We start from the raw sequence: 15,979 nt of genomic DNA on the forward strand, positions 1-15,979 counted from the left end.
CCTTTCAGCCTCAGTGAAGAGCACAAAGACCGGTGCAGTCTTTATTTTCAAGCGCAGTGATAAAACGATCTGCGGAAGTGCGGGCAGTGTCGCGCAGCACAGGCTGCGCGCCTTTAACCACATTGATCAGCATCGTGCGGTCTTGCAGTGATATGGCTTTTGTAATGGCCGCTGCATTGTCTGCCAGTGCAAGTGCCAGCCGTTCCTGATTATGCGCATTGAGCTCAGGGTTGCGAAGCATCAAAGCTGTGCCATTGATAACCTGTTGTAAGCTGAGCCGTAGCTTGATGATGCTGTCGGAGCGCGTTTTGTCGCTGTCGTCTGTTTTCAGGGTCGCAGCATAATCTCCGGCTGCTTCTAAGGCGGCGGCAATAAAGCTGATCATGGCTGCGGATGATCGGCTGATCTCATCTTGAAATGCGGTGCTGTTTCTCTCCGTATCTGCCTGCTTTTGCGGATCGGGTGAGAACATCACATAGGCTTTTGAGACCTGTGCCTGTTGCTGAATAATGTCCATCAAGACCGGCAGATCGCTCGCTCGATAGGGTGTGCTGCCGATAATCGCCGGTACATCCCACAAGGCTTCCAGCACGGGGGCATCCTGACTGTTGGAGAGACGCGGCGGCATTTTCGTCTTTTTGCTCTCATCCAGACGGATGATGAAGTCCTGAACCGCTTTGTTTAAATGATCAAGGCCGCTGAGTTGGACTGCCGCCTGTGCGGGCAGGCTGAAAGCGGTCGCAGCCGCTAACACGAGGACTGATAGTGTGTGACGTATGAAATGTGCTGATATCATAAGGTTTTACCCGCGGCTCTGATCGGATCATACGCATAATACAAAAAATATATCAAAAGGCACTGATTTCATGCGTCTGACAAAATTTTGATTGCAGCAGCGGCAGAATTTTCCACGACCTTAATATTATAGATAAAAATTTATCAATCTCTGATAGCTTCGTTAAAATTATAGATATTTTTATATAGACTTAAGTGCTTCTCTATTTTATCGGTGTTAAAAATTACGATTCTTATAAAATTATCTATAATTTATTGTGGGCCTATATTGCAAGGAAATCTCATGCCGGAAATTGGTTTAAAACAGAATGTCATGGGCTATCGCTGGACTGCGGAAGACGCCCGCCACATTTACGACCAGCCGTTTAATGATCTGATGTTTGAAGCGCATGTAATCCACCGGCAGAACTTTGACCCGAACCGCCTGCAAATGAGCAAATTGCTGAGCATTAAGACCGGTGGCTGTCCGGAAGATTGCTTTTACTGCAATCAGTCAGTGCATAATCCGACGGGCTTGAAGGCGTCCAAATTGATGGAAGTCGAGCGTGTGTTGGCCGAGGCACGGCAGGCAAAAGCTGCTGGTGCAACGCGCTATTGCATGGGCGCAGCATGGCGCAGTCCGAAAGAACGCGACATGGATATGGTTGTCGCGATGGTTCAGGGTGTCAAGGCAATGGGCATGGAAACCTGCATGACGCTCGGCATGCTGTCACTGCCACAGGCACAAAAGCTCAGTGCGGCGGGCTTGGATTATTATAATCACAATGTTGATACGTCTGAGGAGTTTTACCCGCAAATTATTACCACCCGCACTTTCGCCGACCGGCTGGATACGCTGGATAATGTGCGTATGGCCGGTATCAATGTCTGTTCCGGTGGCATTCTCGGCATGGGGGAAAGCGAACAGGATCGCGTCAATATGCTGGTAACGCTGGCTAATCTTGAGGAAGTGCCGCAAAGCGTGCCGATTAATATGCTGATAACGATTGAAGGCTCCAAACTCGCCAATGCCAAGCCGGTGGATTCCATTGCTTTCATCCGCATTATCGCCCTGGCGCGGATTATGATGCCGACATCTCATGTGCGCCTCACAGCAGGACGCAGCAATATGAGCGATGAAATGCAGGCGATGTGTTTCTTCGCCGGTGCTAATTCGATTTTCATCGGTGATGTTCTGTTGACAGCCGCCAATGCCGGCGATGACCGCGATGCTGATTTACTCAAACGTCTGGGCATGCAGGCTGAGACTGTGGCCGAGGAAAGCTGCACATGCTGATGCAGCCTTACAATGCAGTATTGCAGCGGTTGGAAAGCAAAGGGCGGCTGCGCAGTCTCAAAGTGCCGCGGGGCACGGACTTCTCCTCCAATGATTATCTGGCATTGGCTGGCTCTGAATATTTGCGCAATACTGCCTGTGAGGCGTTGGTGCGAGGTGTGCCGGTCGGTTCCGGTGGCTCGCGTCTGTTGCGTGGCAATCATCCGGAACATGAAGCTCTGGAAGCCGAGGCAGCTGCTTTTTTCAAAGCATCGCAGGTTCTTTACTTTGCCAGCGGTTTTGACGCCAATCAGGCGGTGTTTGCAACGCTCCCCCAAGCCGGAGATCTGGTGCTTTATGATGCGCTGATCCATGCGAGTATTCATGCAGGTATGCAGGCAGGCAAAGCGAAGACACAAAGTGTGCCGCATAATGATATTGCGGCATATGAAGCTGCCATCCGGCAGTTTCGTACAACTGAGAAAAGCGGGAATATCTGGCTGGCGGTTGAGAGCCTCTATTCTATGGATGGTGATCGTGCGCCGCTTGCAGAGCTGAGTGCTTTGGCCGACCGCTATGGATGTTTCTTTTATATTGACGAGGCCCATGCGACCGGAGTGTTCGGTGCTGACGGGCGGGGCTTGGCGGCGGATTTTGCAGGGCGGGACAATGTTCTGATCCTGCATACCTGCGGCAAGGCGCTTGGAGCTTCCGGTGCGCTGCTTTGCGCGGCCAAACCTTTGATTGATGTGCTGGTTAATCGTGCAAGGGGTTTTATTTTTTCAACTGCGCCATCGCCTTTGCAGGCAGCCATCGTGCGTGGCAGCCTGAAGACGTTGGCTGCAGAACCGCAGCGGCGTGAGAAATTACAGGCACTCATTCGCCATGCTGAGCAAAATTTGCAGCCAAGCGGATCACAAATCATTCCGTTTACTGTGGGCGATAATCAACGTGCAGTCGCAATGGCCGAGGCCATGCAAAATCATGGCTTTGATATCCGTGCTATTCGGCCACCGACCGTGCCGCTCGGCACCGCGCGGCTACGTATTTCCATCACGTTAAATATTGATGAAGCACAGATCAGCCGTATGGCTGAAGTGCTGAAACAGATTGCAAATTCCTATGAATAATCCTGTATTACTTGTCAGCGGCACCGATACCGGTATCGGAAAAACCATCTTCAGTGCGGCACTCACTCAAGCCCTGCAAGGCAGCTATTGGAAACCGGTACAATCCGGTCTTGAGGAAGAGACCGACAGCGAGACTGTGCGTCGCTTGGCCCCGAATTGTCCTGTTCTGTCGGAGCAGTGGCGTTTGCAACTGCCCGCCTCACCGCATCTCTCAGCACAAGCCGAGGGGGTGGAAATCGATCCCGCAGTATTGAATATCCCGCATTGCGACCAGCCGCTGGTGGTGGAAGGTGCTGGTGGTTTGATGGTGCCGCTGACACGCTCCCGGACTTATCTTGATATTTTCACCCGCTGGCAGCGACCGGTCATTCTCTGCGCCCGCACGCAGCTTGGCACAATCAATCATAGTCTTTTGTCGCTGGAGGCTCTGCGCAACCGTAATATTCCGGTTCTCGGCGTGGCCTTTATCGGTCATGCGCATGAGGACAGTGAAGGGATCATCTGTGAACTGGGCAATGTAAGCCGTCTTGGTCGGTTGCCAGTGCTGGATGATCTGAAGCCGCAATTGCTGGCGCAGGCTTTTGCAGAGAACTTTAATCTGCAGGATTTTACAGGAGCTGCCCGATGAGCCATTATTCATCGCCGGTCTGGCATCCGTTTACCCAGCATCTGCTGGAGCCGGTTACGAAAAAGATCGCCCGTACCGAAGGCGCTTATCTGATTGATGAGGACGGGCGTCAAATTCTGGATTTGATCTCGTCCTGGTGGGTGATTACGCATGGTCACCGCACGCCGCCGATTATGCAGGCCATTCGTGAAGCAACAGAACAATACGATCAGATCATTTTTGCGGAATATAGTCATGAACCGGCGGAGCAACTGGCACGGGAGCTGATCCGTATTGTACCGCACGGTCTGTCGCATGTGTTCTATTCCGACAGTGGTTCAACTTGCGTGGAAGTGGCGCTGAAAATGGCGCTGGGCTATTTCCATAATCGCGGCGAGCCGCGCTCCAGAATTGCGGTGATGGCGGGCAGTTATCACGGGGATACGATCGGCACTATGTCTGCCGGTGAGCGCGGCGTGTTCAATGCAGCCTATGGCGCGCTGCTTTATGATGTGGCGACAATTCCGTTTCCTGCCGAGGGACGTGAACAGCAAACACTGGATGCGTTTGAACAGCTCTGTCGTGACGGGGACTTGGCAGCATTAATTGTTGAACCGCTGGTGCTTGGTGCAGGCGGCATGAAAATCTATCCGGCTTTTGTGCTGCGGCAGTTGAAAGCGATTGCTGAAGCGCATGGGGTTTTGCTGATCTGCGATGAAGTGATGACGGGCTGGGGACGCACCGGTACTTTGTTTGCCAGTGAGCAGGCCGGTATCACGCCGGATATTTTGTGCCTCTCTAAGGGTATTACCGGCGGCGCACTGCCTCTGGCGGTGACGCTGTGTGTACCGGAAATATTCGAAGCGCATCTCTCGACGGATCGCAGTCGTACTTTCTATCATTCGAGCTCCTATACGGCGAACCCGATTGCCTGTGCGGCAGGGCTTGCTAATGTGCAAATCTGGCGCGATGAGCCGGTTCTGCAGCGTGTACAGAGTTTGCAGGCGATGCAGAGCCGTGAGTTGGTACGTTTCAAAAATGACCCGCGTTTTGAGAATGTCCGTCAATGCGGAACCATCACAGCACTGGATGTTAAAGCGCAAAGTAGCGGTTATCTCTCGGATATAGCCTTGCGGCTAAAGGTATTTTTCCGCTCTCATGATGTGCTGCTCAGGCCACTTGGCAATGTGCTGTATCTGATGCCACCTTATTGCGTCACCGAGCAAGAATTGCAGCGCAGCTATCAGTTGATTGATGAGGCCGTAGACCTGTTGCAAAGCGGCAAATTATGAGCGTTTGTTATCCGTCATCCATCATCGGCTTTGGCCATGCAGTGCCAAAGCGGCAGGTTTTCAATACGGAGATTGAAGCTGCGCTCGGGCTTGAAGCGGGCTGGATTGAACGCCGCACCGGTATCCGCAGCCGTTACTGGGTTGAGGATGGCGATACGCTTACGGATCTGGCGACAGAGGCAGGCGGCATGGCGCTGAAAAATGCTGGTATAGCTCGATCTGAAATCGGCATGGTGCTGTTGGCAACATCAACGCCCGATCATCTTTTGCCGCCTTCCGCTCCTTTGCTGGCGCATAAATTAGGGCTGACGGGTGCCGGTGCAGTCGATCTTGCCGGTGCCTGTTCCGGTTTTCTCTATGCGCTGGTGATGGGGGATGCATTGGTGCGAACGCAGGAGCGGGCAGTGCTGATTGTTGCGGCGAATATTCTCTCGCGCCGTATCAACCGGCAGGAGCGAGCATCTGCCGTGATGTTTGGCGATGCGGCAGGCGCTGTGGTGCTGGCACCAACCCAAGATGGGCTTTGCAGTCTCGTTAGTTCCACGCTCACCAGTGATGGCAGTCATTATGATCTGATCGGCATTCCGGCAGGTGAGACATTGATGACTATGCGCGATGGCCGCACCATGTTTGCGCAAGCAGTGAAGACTATGACCGAATGCGGCAAAACAGTTTTACAACAGGCAGATGTTGAACCCACGACGATCAATCATTTTGTGCCGCATCAGGCCAATGCACGAATTTTCGATGCGGTGGGCGAGCAGCTACAATTGAGCAATGTTGTGACTGCCCGCACCATCAGGGATTACGGCAACTCATCGGCGGCAACCATTCCACTCAGCCTGTCTCTGGGGCAAAGCCAATATCGAAAAGGCGACCTGATCCTGCTGACAGCCGCAGGCGCAGGACTGACAGGCGGCGCGGCACTGCTCAATTACACGGGATAATTTGATAAATTTTATAGCCTGATTGCCGTATCACTATTTCACAAGGCATAGCGCGGTTTCTTATTCTTGTCTCCGGTATGGAGGATTTGGAATGGTGAAGCAGCAGAAACCTTTTGCAGGTATTACGGTGCTGGATTTTTCCCGTGTTTTGGCAGGGCCGTTTTGCTCGGCCATTCTAGCGGATCAGGGCGCACAGATTATCAAGGTCGAGCCACCGCAGGGCGACGATCAGCGTTATATGGGCGCGGTTCGCAATAATCAGAGTATCAATTTTCAGCTGTTTAACCGCAATAAGCGCAGCCTGAAACTCGATCTGCGCCAGCCGGAAGCGGTGAAAATTGCGCAGGAACTGGCGCTGAAAGCCGATGTGGTGCTGGAAAATTTCCGCCCCGGTGTGGCTGACCGTTTAGGCATTGGTGCAGAACAGTTGCAGACGCTGAAACCTGATCTGATCTATTGCTCCGTTTCCGGTTTTGGTCAGCAGGGGCCGATGGCCGCTATGCCGAGCTACGATGTGGTGGCGCAGGCACTGTCGGGCATGATGAGCGTGACCGGCGCGGCCGACGGCACTCCAACGCTGGTTGGGGACTCTATTGGTGATATTGTTTCCGGTATTTATGCGGCACAAGCAATTTCTGCCGCTCTTTACCGCCGCTCCGTCACCGGACAAGGTGCGCGGATTGACGTGGCTATGTTTGATGCGCTGTTCAGTCTGCTGCCGACCGTACTCGCTGGATGGCAGGGCAGCGGTAATCGGCCTGCACGCTTCGGCAATCAACACCCGCTGTCCGCGCCTTTTGGTGCTTTTGCAGCATCGGATGCGCCTTTCATTCTCGCGGTTGCCAACAAGGCATTGTTTGCCCGTCTCGCAGAGGCGCTGGGCAAGCCGCATCTGGCGGAAGACCCGCGTTTTGTTTCCGATCAGTTGCGCAGCCAGAATCGTGATGCTTTGCAGGCTGAGATTGAGGATTGGTCGCGCCGTTACACTGCCGCTGAAGTGGTGGAAAAGTTGGGCAAAGCCGGTCTGCCGGTATCGGAAATCTGGTCGGTGGACGAGGCCGCACAAAGCAAGCATGCGCAGCATCGTCAATTGCTGCATGAAGTTGAACATCCGCAATTGGGCAAACTTCTGGTGCCGGAGCAGCCGGTGCATTTTGACGGCTTGCCGCGTGGTGACATCCGGCAGGCGCCGGAGCTGGGCGCAGACGGCGCGGATATTCTGCGGGAATTTCTGGATATGGATGAAACACAGATCAGTGCGCTGACAGGCGCCGGAATCGTCTGATTATCCTTGTGATTTAAGGGACGGAGTAAGGGAATGGGACTACAGATTACGGATGCCGACCGCGCATTCGCAGCGGATGCACGCGCTTATTTGCGTGCCAATCTGCCGGTAGCGCTGGCCTATAAGGTTCGGCACAATATTCGCCTGACCAAAGAAGACCTGACCGGCTGGCAGGAAGTGCTGGCAGCACGCAACTGGTATGCAATCGGCTGGAGCAAAGAGATGGGCGGAGCCGGTCTGACACCGGTGCAACGCTATCTGTTTGAGCAGGAATATGGTGCGATTTGCGCGCCGCATCCGTGTCAGTTCGGCATTGCCATGGCGGGGCCTGTCATTCATTCCTTTGGTAATGACGAACAACGGGCACGCTTTCTGCCTGACATTCGTGAGAACCGGACATTCTGGTGTCAGGGCTATTCCGAACCGGGTGCGGGTTCCGATCTGGCGTCGCTGACAACTTCAGCCGTGCGTGACGGTGATCATTATGTGGTCAATGGTCAGAAAATCTGGACGACTTGGGCGCAATGGGCAGACTGGATTTTCTGTCTGGTACGTACGCACAAAGGCGAACGTCCGCAGCAGGGCATTTCCTTCCTGCTGATTGATATGCGTACCCCCGGCATTACAGTTCGCCCGATCCGCACGTTGGACGGCGAAGCCGAGTTTAACGAGGTGTTTTTCAATGATGTGCGTGTGCCGGTTGAAAACCTGATCGGTACCGAGGGCGAAGGCTGGGGCTATGGCAAATATCTGCTCGAATATGAGCGTTTTTCCATGTCCGGTGCTGCGCGTTCCAAGCGTATTCTCGGTGAATTGAAAGAAGATGCTGCACGCCTCGGCATAGCGAATGATCTGCTGTTGCAGGATCGTATGACGCGAATTGAAATCCAACGTCTCGCGCTGGAGCATATGGAATTGAAACTCCTGTCACAGAGTGAAGCGGGTGAAAATCCGGGCCCCGAAGCCTCGAAACTCAAAATCCGCGGTACAGAAATTGCACAGGCTTTGGCGCAATTACGGCTGGATATTTTTGGTTCGCAGGTGCTGCCATACAGCGAGGCGTTTCTTGATGGTGAGGTGGATGTGGAAAATCCGGCTGCGGCCGGTGCGGCGGCTGCATGGCTCAATTTGCGCAAGCTGACGATCTGGGGCGGATCAAATGAAATTCAGCGCATGATCCTTGCCAAGCAGGTTCTGGGTTTAAGGTGAGGAGAGCGGATATGCAGAAAACACGTGAAGAAAAAGCAGACGAATTGCGGATGCTGACGGATTTTGTGAGCCGCTTTGCTGCCGATCACACACCGGAAAACGGCTTGCCGCAGACTGAACTCGATCTGTGGCCGCAAATTGCAGAAATGGGGCTGATTGGTCTTGCACTGCCGGAAGCATCAGGCGGTGCGGAGCTGGGCGCAGAAGGTCTGGCAGCGGTGGCACAAGCTCTGGGAAGCGTTGCTTTACCAGTGGATTTTGCCTGCGGTGCAGCACTGGTAGCAAGACTGTTATGTGAAGCACAAAAGAGCAATCCAGACGTTGCGCCATTACTGGAAAGCTTTCTCTCCGGTGAGTTGCGTTTAGGCGTTGCCGGTCAACTGGCGACAGCTGCACAGGGCATCAAGTCTGCTAACCTGCCGGAACTGACCGGCAGTGGTTTGCCACTCAAAAAGCTTCAGGTTTTTGGCGGCCGGGAGCCGGAAAAGCTGTTGTGTCTGGTGCAGCAAGGCGGTGGCGTTGCTTTGTGTCTGGTCTCTGCGGAAAAGGCGCAGTTCCGTCAACTATCAATGATTGACGGCCGGATGATGAGTGAAATCACGGCAGATATTGCACCGGCGAATATTCAGGTGCTGCTATCCGGCAGTGACGCACAACAGCGCATCGAGGCTTGCGCCGCAGATGTTCTGATTGCCGCTGCCGCAGATAGTCTTGGCGCGATGGATAATCTTTACCGTCAAACGCTGGATTATATGCAGATGCGCAAGCAGTTCGGCAAAGCGCTTGGCTCTTTTCAGACCATTCAGTTCCGTCTCGTGGATATGTCTGTGGCGCTGGATGAGGCAAAAGCCTTGGTCGAAGCCGCAGCGGAAGCGCAAGACAATGGTGCGGAAGATGCCCGCGCTCTGACGCTCGCCGCATGGGTGCAGACATTGTGGTCAGCCCGCCATATCGCACAGGAGGCAGTTCAGCTTCACGGCGGTATTGGCATGACTGAAGAATGCGCGATTTCCCCGCTGGTCAAGCGCCTGCTGGTGAATGAGCATAGTTTCGGTCAGGCGGAGGCCTATATGGCAGCCTATCGTCAGTTGGCTGCCTGAAACGCCTTGCGCAGACAAGCGAGCAAAATATGCTCCGGCTCATTGAGATTGCGGGTGCCGCTGGTGCCCGCAGTCAGATAGAAATGCGGCGCATCCGGCAGAATGTGCTGTAACAAGGGCTTGGCGGAGCTGATATTGTCTGCCAGCGCCGCAGGGATAATCGTGCTGTAGCCATTGCCTGCGAGTGTCAGGCATAATTGCAGAGACTGGGTTTCCAGTGTCGGTTGATAGTTTGCTGCTTCCGGCATTTGCATCAAGGCATTGCGGATACTATCGCCCGTGGCAGGCAAAGCCAGCGGTGCATCTTCTGCATCCATATCGGAAATATATTGCAGCGGCCCCAGATCAGTTAAGAATGCAGCGTTTTCAGGATGTATTGTGCTCTCAAGCAAAGCAATAGAGCACTCTCCCTGCCGCAAATTTTCCTGCAGACTATGCGCCGGTGCCTCACTCACTTTCAGCAGCACATGCGGGCACAGTTGCTGCCATTCACGCATCGCATTGCTAATCGCTGTGGCGCTTGACTGGCTGAGCAAGACCATCGGGCTGAGGCCGAAAGAAATCACCGGCTCGTCCATCACCGCAATTTGCTGCGCACCCTGACGGATCGCATCAGCCAGATTGAGCACGCTTTGTAGCAAAGGCGCTTTGTGTACGGCTGTTGGTAGCGGGTGCAGGCCTTTATAATGACGGGCAAACAGCGCTGTGCCCATCAGCTGCTCTGTCTTGCGCAATTGTGCGGAAAGGGCAGGCTGAGTCTGATTGAGCCTGCGGGCGGCTTCACTCATATTACGGCAATGATAGAGGGTGAGAGTACTCTGAATATCACGCAGCGAGACCGGCGGATTATAGAGGGTTACGGTCTGCCGGTTCAGTTCTTCGCGTACCAGTTTGATGAAGTCTTGCGCGACAGTTGTGATCCGCTCATCTTTGGTGGTGATTTTGGCTGTGACAGGGCTATGCAGCGGGTTTTGCAATTGCAGCACTGCAAGATCATTGCGGCTGATGCCGCTGGCCAGCAGACTATGGGGCGCCAGCAGGAGTACCGGCTGTTTGGCCTGTTTCAGACGGGTGAAAATCCCCACATCTTCCGAGGTCATCTCCGGCGCAGGCAGGTCATGCTGGCAGCAATAGGCGCGGATACGCGCTTCTTCGGCTGGTAGTAGCGGCGGCAGCCACAGGCTGTAATTGCGCAAATCATCGGGGCTGAGCGGAGCCTGATCTTCATCGGGCACAAGGCCGCCTGCAACGGCAATCCACTCATCATCAAACAGAAATTGTTCCTGCTCGCTGCCATTTTGCGAGGCATAGCCCATCAGTATATCTGTATTCTCGGTTTTGCTGGTGTCGAAGGCGCTGATCAATGGCGAGCGGAAATGCACTTGTGCATAATATTCAGGATGGGAAAGCCGGAATGGGCGCACGGCAGCTGTCGCCGCACGGGACAATTTGCCGAACATAAAATGCAACGGTGAGCTGACTTTCAACGCGGTTGAAATGGCTTTGCCGGAAAACGCGGTTTCCACCGCCTGCAAGATGGCGGTTGCGTGCTGAAACAGCCAACGGCCTGCCTCGCTCGGTGCAAGCCCCTTGGGGCCGCGTACAAAAAGCTCCAGTCCCAGCTCAGCCTCAAGCGCAGAAATTGCGGTGCTGAGTGTGGAGGGTGAAATCTGCTCGGCTTTGGCCGCTTCTGCATGATTATAATACTGGCAGGCCAGAACAAAATAGGCGAGGGAGCGAAGTTCCATGGTCTGTGCAGCTTCATGTTTTTACAGGACAGTTTTCTATAACTGTTCCTCAATACAAATGACCAGCTTTAAAACAGGATTGAAGCAGACAAAACAAAACCGGCCATGCGATGCAGAGCCGGTTTTGTTGTTGTGATGTTTATTGGTCAGGTGCGGAATGTTGTTTCCGCATTCAGCGGATAGATCGGGCGGCGCAACTTTTTATAATCGCGCGAACCAAGATTAGCCGTGCTCAGGCCATCGGCATCGACTTCGATAATCGCCGAGGCAATAGGGCCGAAAGCAGCGCGGAAATGCTGCTGGGATTTCACCACCACAATATCATAATCAGCTGGCTCGATGCCGACACTGCGGAACAGGTTTTTATCCAGCATTTGCTGCCGTTCTGACGAGATCAGGATATCTGTGTTGCCAACACGGAAGCAGACGCTCCTGCCCAGTGAGGCAGGCAGTCCCTGAAACATCGGGCCTTCAAAAGTGATATTGCCGTCTGAAAGTGCAATAACTTCACCGGTCAGGGTAATTGCACCGCCACCGATTTTCGGGTCAACTTTGCCGCCAAGGCTGACAGTGCATGATGCGCCGACACCAGCAACGGAGAGTTCTTCAACCGCCTGCGGATCACAAAGCGCACCAAAGGCCGCACGCCCTGTATTGGTTTCCAATAAGCCCTTCAGTACGGTTGTGGCATCGCTATAAGCGCCGCAGCCCGGATTATCGGAGAAGTCGGCAATCACCAGCGGGCCTTGTTTAGTGTTGCTGGCAAAATGTGCGCGGATTGCCTCAGGCATTTCTGGAGCCTGCAAGCGCTTATCCTCATCCCCGCGGCGGTTCCAGATTTCCTGACACAGTTGCTCGGCATGGCTGACAGCCTGTGCTTCGGTTACTTTGTTGCGGTCATAGCAGATGACGGCAGATGACCCTGTGTTGAACACATCGGCATCATAGAAGCCTGCATTGATCGAGGTAGCGAGAATACCGTCCTGTTCTGCGATTTGATCGGCAACTTCCAGAATTTCAGTCATTGCGCAGGCATGGGTGGTGCGGCCATCATTACAGCCATTGAGCATAGGTGGTTGGCGCACGGCAATCGCAGGGCTGATTTGTCCGCGCATGGCTTCTTCAAGCAATTTGCCGGCTTTGCGGCCACATTCTGCCATATCCACATGCGGATAAGTGCGGAAAGAAACGGCAATATCCAGCAGCACACTCATTTCCGGCGCACTATTGGCATGGAGATCGAATGTACCGGCAATCGGTATATCATGGCCAACGATGCTGCGGATGAATTGCAGCAATTCTATCTGGGCGTCATCCGCGCTTTCTGTGCACATGGCACCATGAAAAACAATGAATACGCCGTCCGGATTTTGTCCCTCAAGCGTCTCTCTGACATCGCGTTGAAAATGCTCGATCATGGATTTTTCAACCAGACCACCCGGTTCGGCACGCGCGGCAACCGTATAGACCGGCTCCCAGCCATATTCTGTGCAGCAGTCAAGAAAGCCGCCGATTTCCGAATTGGTGCCGCGGCAGTGCGTCTCAATCTCTTGGCCCTTAAAATAATGGCAGAGATGGAAGTCCTTCAAAGTGGTCTTCAGCTTGGAAAAAGTGTTGGTTTCCTGATTGAGTTCAAGAACGGCGACTTTGAAGCTCATGTCTGTGGTCTTTCATGGGTGCGGCAATTTAAGAAGTTCAGCGGGGTAAGAAAAAATAGGCCTGAAAACGGAACGTTGCTTTCAGGCCTTAAAGGAGTGTCAGCGGGTAAATTACTTCAGATAAGCGCTGGCATTGACCGGACGTACCATGATGTCGAAGTCAAAATATTGCTGGCGGATTTTGTCGTAAGTGCCGTTCTTCATAATCGCATCAAGGGCGGTGTTCAGGCGCTGTACCAGATCGCCGTTTTCTTTACGTACAGCCATAGCATTGCCTTTGGCCGCATCAAGAATAAATGGTTTGCCGGTAAATTCACAGCAATCACCACCATCTTGTGTCAGCCAGTCGCTCAGCGCCATCTGGCTCTCCAGCACCATGTCCAGACGCCCGCTATCCATATCAAGAAACACTTCGCTCAGTGACGGATAGAGTTTCACTTCATTGTCGGGGAAATATTCACGAAGGGTTTCCACTGCAACGGAACCTGTCTGGGTGCCGATGACTTTGCCTTTCAGTGCTTCTTTGGAAATTTCTTTAATTTCCAAATCTTTGCGGGCGAGAAAATGCATGGCATTGAAGTAATACGGGTTTGTGAAATCGACCTGTTTCTGGCGTTCTTCATTGATCGCCATAGAGGCAATCATCACGTCAAATTTGCCGGATTGCAGAGCTGGGATAATGCCCGACCACTCGTGCGTGCTCCACTCGCATTCTACTTTCATCTCAGCGCAGACGGCCTGTCCGATATCATAGTCGAAGCCTTTGATCTCGCCGCTGCCGGTCACATAATTGAACGGCTTATAGTCGCCCTCAGTTCCAATGCGGAGCTTTTCAGCGGCATGCGCTTGAGTTGCGAGCAAGCCGAATGCCATGAGTGCTGCTGTTGCTATGGATGTTGTTTTCATTGAATGTTCCCTAATGATTTTTATTCTATTAATGCCTGCTTTGAGTTTGAGGCATTAGAACCGGCGCTTCCTCTCGCCGGGTGTAAATCTGTATATTTCATTTAATATATTGATATTAAATGATTATTTATTTTTATAACTTGCTTTAATAGTGAGCATGCTGGATTTGAAACCTGTATGCAATGTGAAAGAATTGACGTAAGGTATCGAAATAATTCATATCTGAATCAATATCGGCAGGATGGCAGATGCGTGATTTACCCGGACTGAAGACATTGCGTGCGTTTGAAGCTGCTGCCCGCTGTGGCAGCCTCACGGCAGCGGCAGATGAGTTATGTGTCGGGCAGGGGGCGGTCAGCCATCAGATACGCTTGCTGGAAGACTATCTGGGTTTGCGCGTTTTTCTCCGCAGGCAGCATGGTGTGGAGCTGACACAGGAAGGCAGTTTGCTGTTTAGCGCCTGTCAGCGGGCTTTTGATGATCTGGCGGGAACAATCCGGCATATCAGCCCGCGCACGGCGCAGAAAATCTTGCGTGTTAAAGTCGGGCCGTTTTTCTCGATGAAGATCATTGCGCCGCGTATCTCAGAGTTTCTGGCGCAGCATCCGGGCTTGCAACTGCATCTGTCGCATCTGGATACCAATGTGCCCGCATCTGGCCAGCCGGATATTGTGATTGATTATCGTTTGGGCAGTGTTACCGGAAAATTCTCCAAACAACTGTTGCGCGAAAAACTGGTGCCGGTTTGCGGCGCTGCGATCCGTAATCATTATACGAGTGCGGCTGAATTATTATGCAGCAACCGGCTGCATTATCGTTCTGTTTCCGAGTGGCAAAGCTGGATTGCCACATCCGGCCTGATGCTTGGCCACAGCCAGCAAGATCTGATTTTTGACGACCAGCATATTATTCTGGAAGCAGTGAAAGAAGGGCAGGGCGTGGCGCTGATTGATCAGGCACTGGTTGAGCAGGAACTCAAGACCGGCCAGATGTTTCTGGTATCGGAACATTGTTTTGAACCGCAGGAAACTTACCAGTTCGTGTGTCCGGAAGAGCTGTTTCGTACCAAGCCGGTGACAAAGGACTTTCTCGACTGGTTGCTCAGAGAAGTTGCTCTGCGGCGCAAGCAGCAGGATGTGCCGGAGCTTTTCGGCTGAGCTTTTGTGCAGCCGCTGCATCCTTGCAAGATGCAGCGGTGAATGATTTATCGTGACAATGCCTGACTTGGATAACGCAATGTCGGATCAAGCGGATTGAGTTTGCTGGAGATCAGCGCGGCTTCTTTCTGCAAAAGATCGGCAATGGTGCGCTGGCGCTGTTCTGTCAGGCGTGAGGCAAGCGTGCCGATGCTCAGCGCCGCAACCGCCACGCCGTTCTGGTCAAGTACCGGTACGCCCAGCCCTGCCATGCCTTCAATCATCTCAAAATTCATATGCGCCGCACCGGTCTGTCTTACGCTGTCAATCATAATGCGCAGATCAACTTCATCAATCGCTGCACGGTCAAGAATGCGCGGCATATTGAAACGGATAATCGCCTCGCGCTCTTCCTCCGGCAGAAAAGCCAGAATGGCAATGCTGCCCTGCCCAATGCCGAGCGGAACCTTGCCGCCGATATCGCCGGTAAATGAGCGGATCGGAAACGGCCCCTCAACGCGGTCAAGACACACCACATCAAAACCGTTTCGCACCAGCAGAAACACAGTGTCATTAAATGTCGCTGACAGACGTAGCAGTGCCGGACGTGCAAAATCCAGTATACCGTCACGCTGACGGGTTTGTGCAGCAATGCAGAAAAAATCCAGCGAGAGGCGGTAGGATTTTTTGTCGTTGATTTGTTCAACCAGTCCTTCGCTGATCAGGCTTTTGAGCAGGCGATGGGCGGAAGGCTGACTGAGGTCCAGTTCGCGCGCCAGATCAATAAGGCGCATTCCGTCCCGTGAATGTGCGGCCAGCCCTTTTAAAATCTGGATGGCTTTTGTGAGGCTGGTATTCACAGAGGATTTCGTATTTTCACTCATAGCGCGACTCTTAAATGCGTTAATTCC

Annotated in this window: 14 protein-coding genes; 9 read left to right on the forward strand and 5 right to left on the reverse strand. The window is 53.1% G+C overall.

Features of this window, described 5'->3' with window-relative positions; all coding sequences use genetic code 11:
• Positions 1 to 10: 10 nt before the first annotated feature.
• Positions 11 to 796 carry a hypothetical protein gene (locus P8H26_RS03660; RefSeq protein ID WP_289631487.1) on the reverse strand — a complete coding sequence of 262 codons (786 nt, stop codon included), beginning with the start codon at positions 794 to 796 and terminating at the stop codon, positions 11 to 13.
• A 282-nt stretch (positions 797 to 1,078) separates the two neighbouring features.
• Between P8H26_RS03660 and bioB the strand changes: the two genes are divergently transcribed.
• The 8 genes from bioB to P8H26_RS03700 all read left to right on the forward strand — a co-directional run bounded on the left by bioB (position 1,079) and on the right by P8H26_RS03700 (position 9,620).
• Positions 1,079 to 2,071 carry a biotin synthase BioB gene (gene bioB, locus P8H26_RS03665; RefSeq protein WP_289631488.1) on the forward strand — a complete coding sequence of 331 codons (993 nt, stop codon included), beginning with the start codon at positions 1,079 to 1,081 and terminating at the stop codon, positions 2,069 to 2,071.
• Entirely contained in the window at positions 2,065 to 3,180 is a 1,116-nt protein-coding gene (locus tag P8H26_RS03670; protein ID WP_289631489.1) for an 8-amino-7-oxononanoate synthase, read from the forward strand. The genes bioB and P8H26_RS03670 overlap by 7 nt, the downstream gene beginning before the upstream one ends.
• Positions 3,173 to 3,808: a dethiobiotin synthase gene (gene bioD, locus P8H26_RS03675; RefSeq protein WP_289631490.1), complete on the forward strand. Its 636-nt coding sequence runs from the start codon at positions 3,173 to 3,175 to the stop codon at positions 3,806 to 3,808. The genes P8H26_RS03670 and bioD overlap by 8 nt, the downstream gene beginning before the upstream one ends.
• Positions 3,805 to 5,079 (forward strand): adenosylmethionine--8-amino-7-oxononanoate transaminase, encoded by a 1,275-nt coding sequence (locus P8H26_RS03680; RefSeq protein WP_289631491.1) that lies wholly within the window; start codon positions 3,805 to 3,807, stop codon positions 5,077 to 5,079. The genes bioD and P8H26_RS03680 overlap by 4 nt, the downstream gene beginning before the upstream one ends.
• Positions 5,076 to 6,026, forward strand: a complete 951-nt coding sequence (locus P8H26_RS03685) for a beta-ketoacyl-ACP synthase III (RefSeq protein WP_289631492.1) — start codon at positions 5,076 to 5,078, stop codon at positions 6,024 to 6,026. The genes P8H26_RS03680 and P8H26_RS03685 overlap by 4 nt, the downstream gene beginning before the upstream one ends.
• Before the next feature lie 91 nt (positions 6,027 to 6,117).
• Positions 6,118 to 7,311 carry a CaiB/BaiF CoA-transferase family protein gene (locus tag P8H26_RS03690; RefSeq protein WP_289631493.1) on the forward strand — a complete coding sequence of 398 codons (1,194 nt, stop codon included), beginning with the start codon at positions 6,118 to 6,120 and terminating at the stop codon, positions 7,309 to 7,311.
• Between the two features lie 33 nt (positions 7,312 to 7,344).
• Positions 7,345 to 8,520: an acyl-CoA dehydrogenase family protein gene (locus tag P8H26_RS03695; RefSeq protein WP_289631494.1), complete on the forward strand. Its 1,176-nt coding sequence runs from the start codon at positions 7,345 to 7,347 to the stop codon at positions 8,518 to 8,520.
• Between the two features lie 11 nt (positions 8,521 to 8,531).
• On the forward strand, positions 8,532 to 9,620 hold the full coding sequence (locus tag P8H26_RS03700; RefSeq protein ID WP_289631495.1) for an acyl-CoA dehydrogenase: 1,089 nt from the start codon (positions 8,532 to 8,534) through the stop codon (positions 9,618 to 9,620).
• Here the strand turns inward: P8H26_RS03700 and P8H26_RS03705 are convergent.
• The 3 genes from P8H26_RS03705 to P8H26_RS03715 form a co-directional block, all read right to left on the reverse strand.
• A complete protein-coding gene (locus tag P8H26_RS03705) occupies positions 9,605 to 11,368 on the reverse strand; it encodes a LysR family transcriptional regulator (protein ID WP_289631496.1) in 1,764 nt (587 codons plus the stop codon). The genes P8H26_RS03700 and P8H26_RS03705 overlap by 16 nt on opposite strands.
• Before the next feature lie 146 nt (positions 11,369 to 11,514).
• A complete protein-coding gene (locus P8H26_RS03710; protein ID WP_289631497.1) occupies positions 11,515 to 13,026 on the reverse strand; it encodes a M81 family metallopeptidase in 1,512 nt (503 codons plus the stop codon).
• Positions 13,027 to 13,137: 111 nt separating this feature from the next.
• The gene (locus tag P8H26_RS03715) at positions 13,138 to 13,932 is read right to left on the reverse strand and encodes a transporter substrate-binding domain-containing protein (protein WP_289631499.1); all 795 of its coding nucleotides are present in this window, start codon (positions 13,930 to 13,932) and stop codon (positions 13,138 to 13,140) included.
• Between the two features lie 248 nt (positions 13,933 to 14,180).
• On the opposite strand from P8H26_RS03715, the gene P8H26_RS03720 reads away from it, so the two are divergent.
• Entirely contained in the window at positions 14,181 to 15,089 is a 909-nt protein-coding gene (locus tag P8H26_RS03720) for a LysR family transcriptional regulator (RefSeq protein ID WP_289631500.1), read from the forward strand.
• 47 nt (positions 15,090 to 15,136) lie between these two features.
• Here P8H26_RS03720 and P8H26_RS03725 read toward each other — a convergent pair whose 3' ends face one another.
• Entirely contained in the window at positions 15,137 to 15,952 is an 816-nt protein-coding gene (locus P8H26_RS03725; RefSeq protein WP_289631502.1) for an IclR family transcriptional regulator, read from the reverse strand.
• Between the last annotated feature and the right edge of the window lie 27 nt (positions 15,953 to 15,979).

Origin of the sequence: Pseudochrobactrum sp. sp1633 (genome assembly GCF_030376605.1) — a bacterium.
Classification (GTDB): domain Bacteria; phylum Pseudomonadota; class Alphaproteobacteria; order Rhizobiales; family Rhizobiaceae; genus Pseudochrobactrum.

What these genes read in the sequence shown, in the direction of transcription:
- P8H26_RS03705 (WP_289631496.1), bottom strand. Translation starts at nt 11,368, where the DNA reads ATGGAACTTCGCTCCCTCGCCTATTTTGTTCTGGCCTGCCAGTATTAT.
- P8H26_RS03680 (WP_289631491.1), top strand. Translation starts at nt 3,805, where the DNA reads ATGAGCCATTATTCATCGCCGGTCTGGCATCCGTTTACCCAGCATCTG.
- P8H26_RS03660 (WP_289631487.1), bottom strand. Translation starts at nt 796, where the DNA reads ATGATATCAGCACATTTCATACGTCACACACTATCAGTCCTCGTGTTA.
- P8H26_RS03710 (WP_289631497.1), bottom strand. Translation starts at nt 13,026, where the DNA reads ATGAGCTTCAAAGTCGCCGTTCTTGAACTCAATCAGGAAACCAACACT.
- bioB (WP_289631488.1), top strand. Translation starts at nt 1,079, where the DNA reads ATGCCGGAAATTGGTTTAAAACAGAATGTCATGGGCTATCGCTGGACT.
- P8H26_RS03720 (WP_289631500.1), top strand. Translation starts at nt 14,181, where the DNA reads ATGCGTGATTTACCCGGACTGAAGACATTGCGTGCGTTTGAAGCTGCT.
- P8H26_RS03690 (WP_289631493.1), top strand. Translation starts at nt 6,118, where the DNA reads ATGGTGAAGCAGCAGAAACCTTTTGCAGGTATTACGGTGCTGGATTTT.
- P8H26_RS03700 (WP_289631495.1), top strand. Translation starts at nt 8,532, where the DNA reads ATGCAGAAAACACGTGAAGAAAAAGCAGACGAATTGCGGATGCTGACG.
- P8H26_RS03695 (WP_289631494.1), top strand. Translation starts at nt 7,345, where the DNA reads ATGGGACTACAGATTACGGATGCCGACCGCGCATTCGCAGCGGATGCA.
- P8H26_RS03725 (WP_289631502.1), bottom strand. Translation starts at nt 15,952, where the DNA reads ATGAGTGAAAATACGAAATCCTCTGTGAATACCAGCCTCACAAAAGCC.
- P8H26_RS03685 (WP_289631492.1), top strand. Translation starts at nt 5,076, where the DNA reads ATGAGCGTTTGTTATCCGTCATCCATCATCGGCTTTGGCCATGCAGTG.
- P8H26_RS03715 (WP_289631499.1), bottom strand. Translation starts at nt 13,932, where the DNA reads ATGAAAACAACATCCATAGCAACAGCAGCACTCATGGCATTCGGCTTG.
- P8H26_RS03670 (WP_289631489.1), top strand. Translation starts at nt 2,065, where the DNA reads ATGCTGATGCAGCCTTACAATGCAGTATTGCAGCGGTTGGAAAGCAAA.
- bioD (WP_289631490.1), top strand. Translation starts at nt 3,173, where the DNA reads ATGAATAATCCTGTATTACTTGTCAGCGGCACCGATACCGGTATCGGA.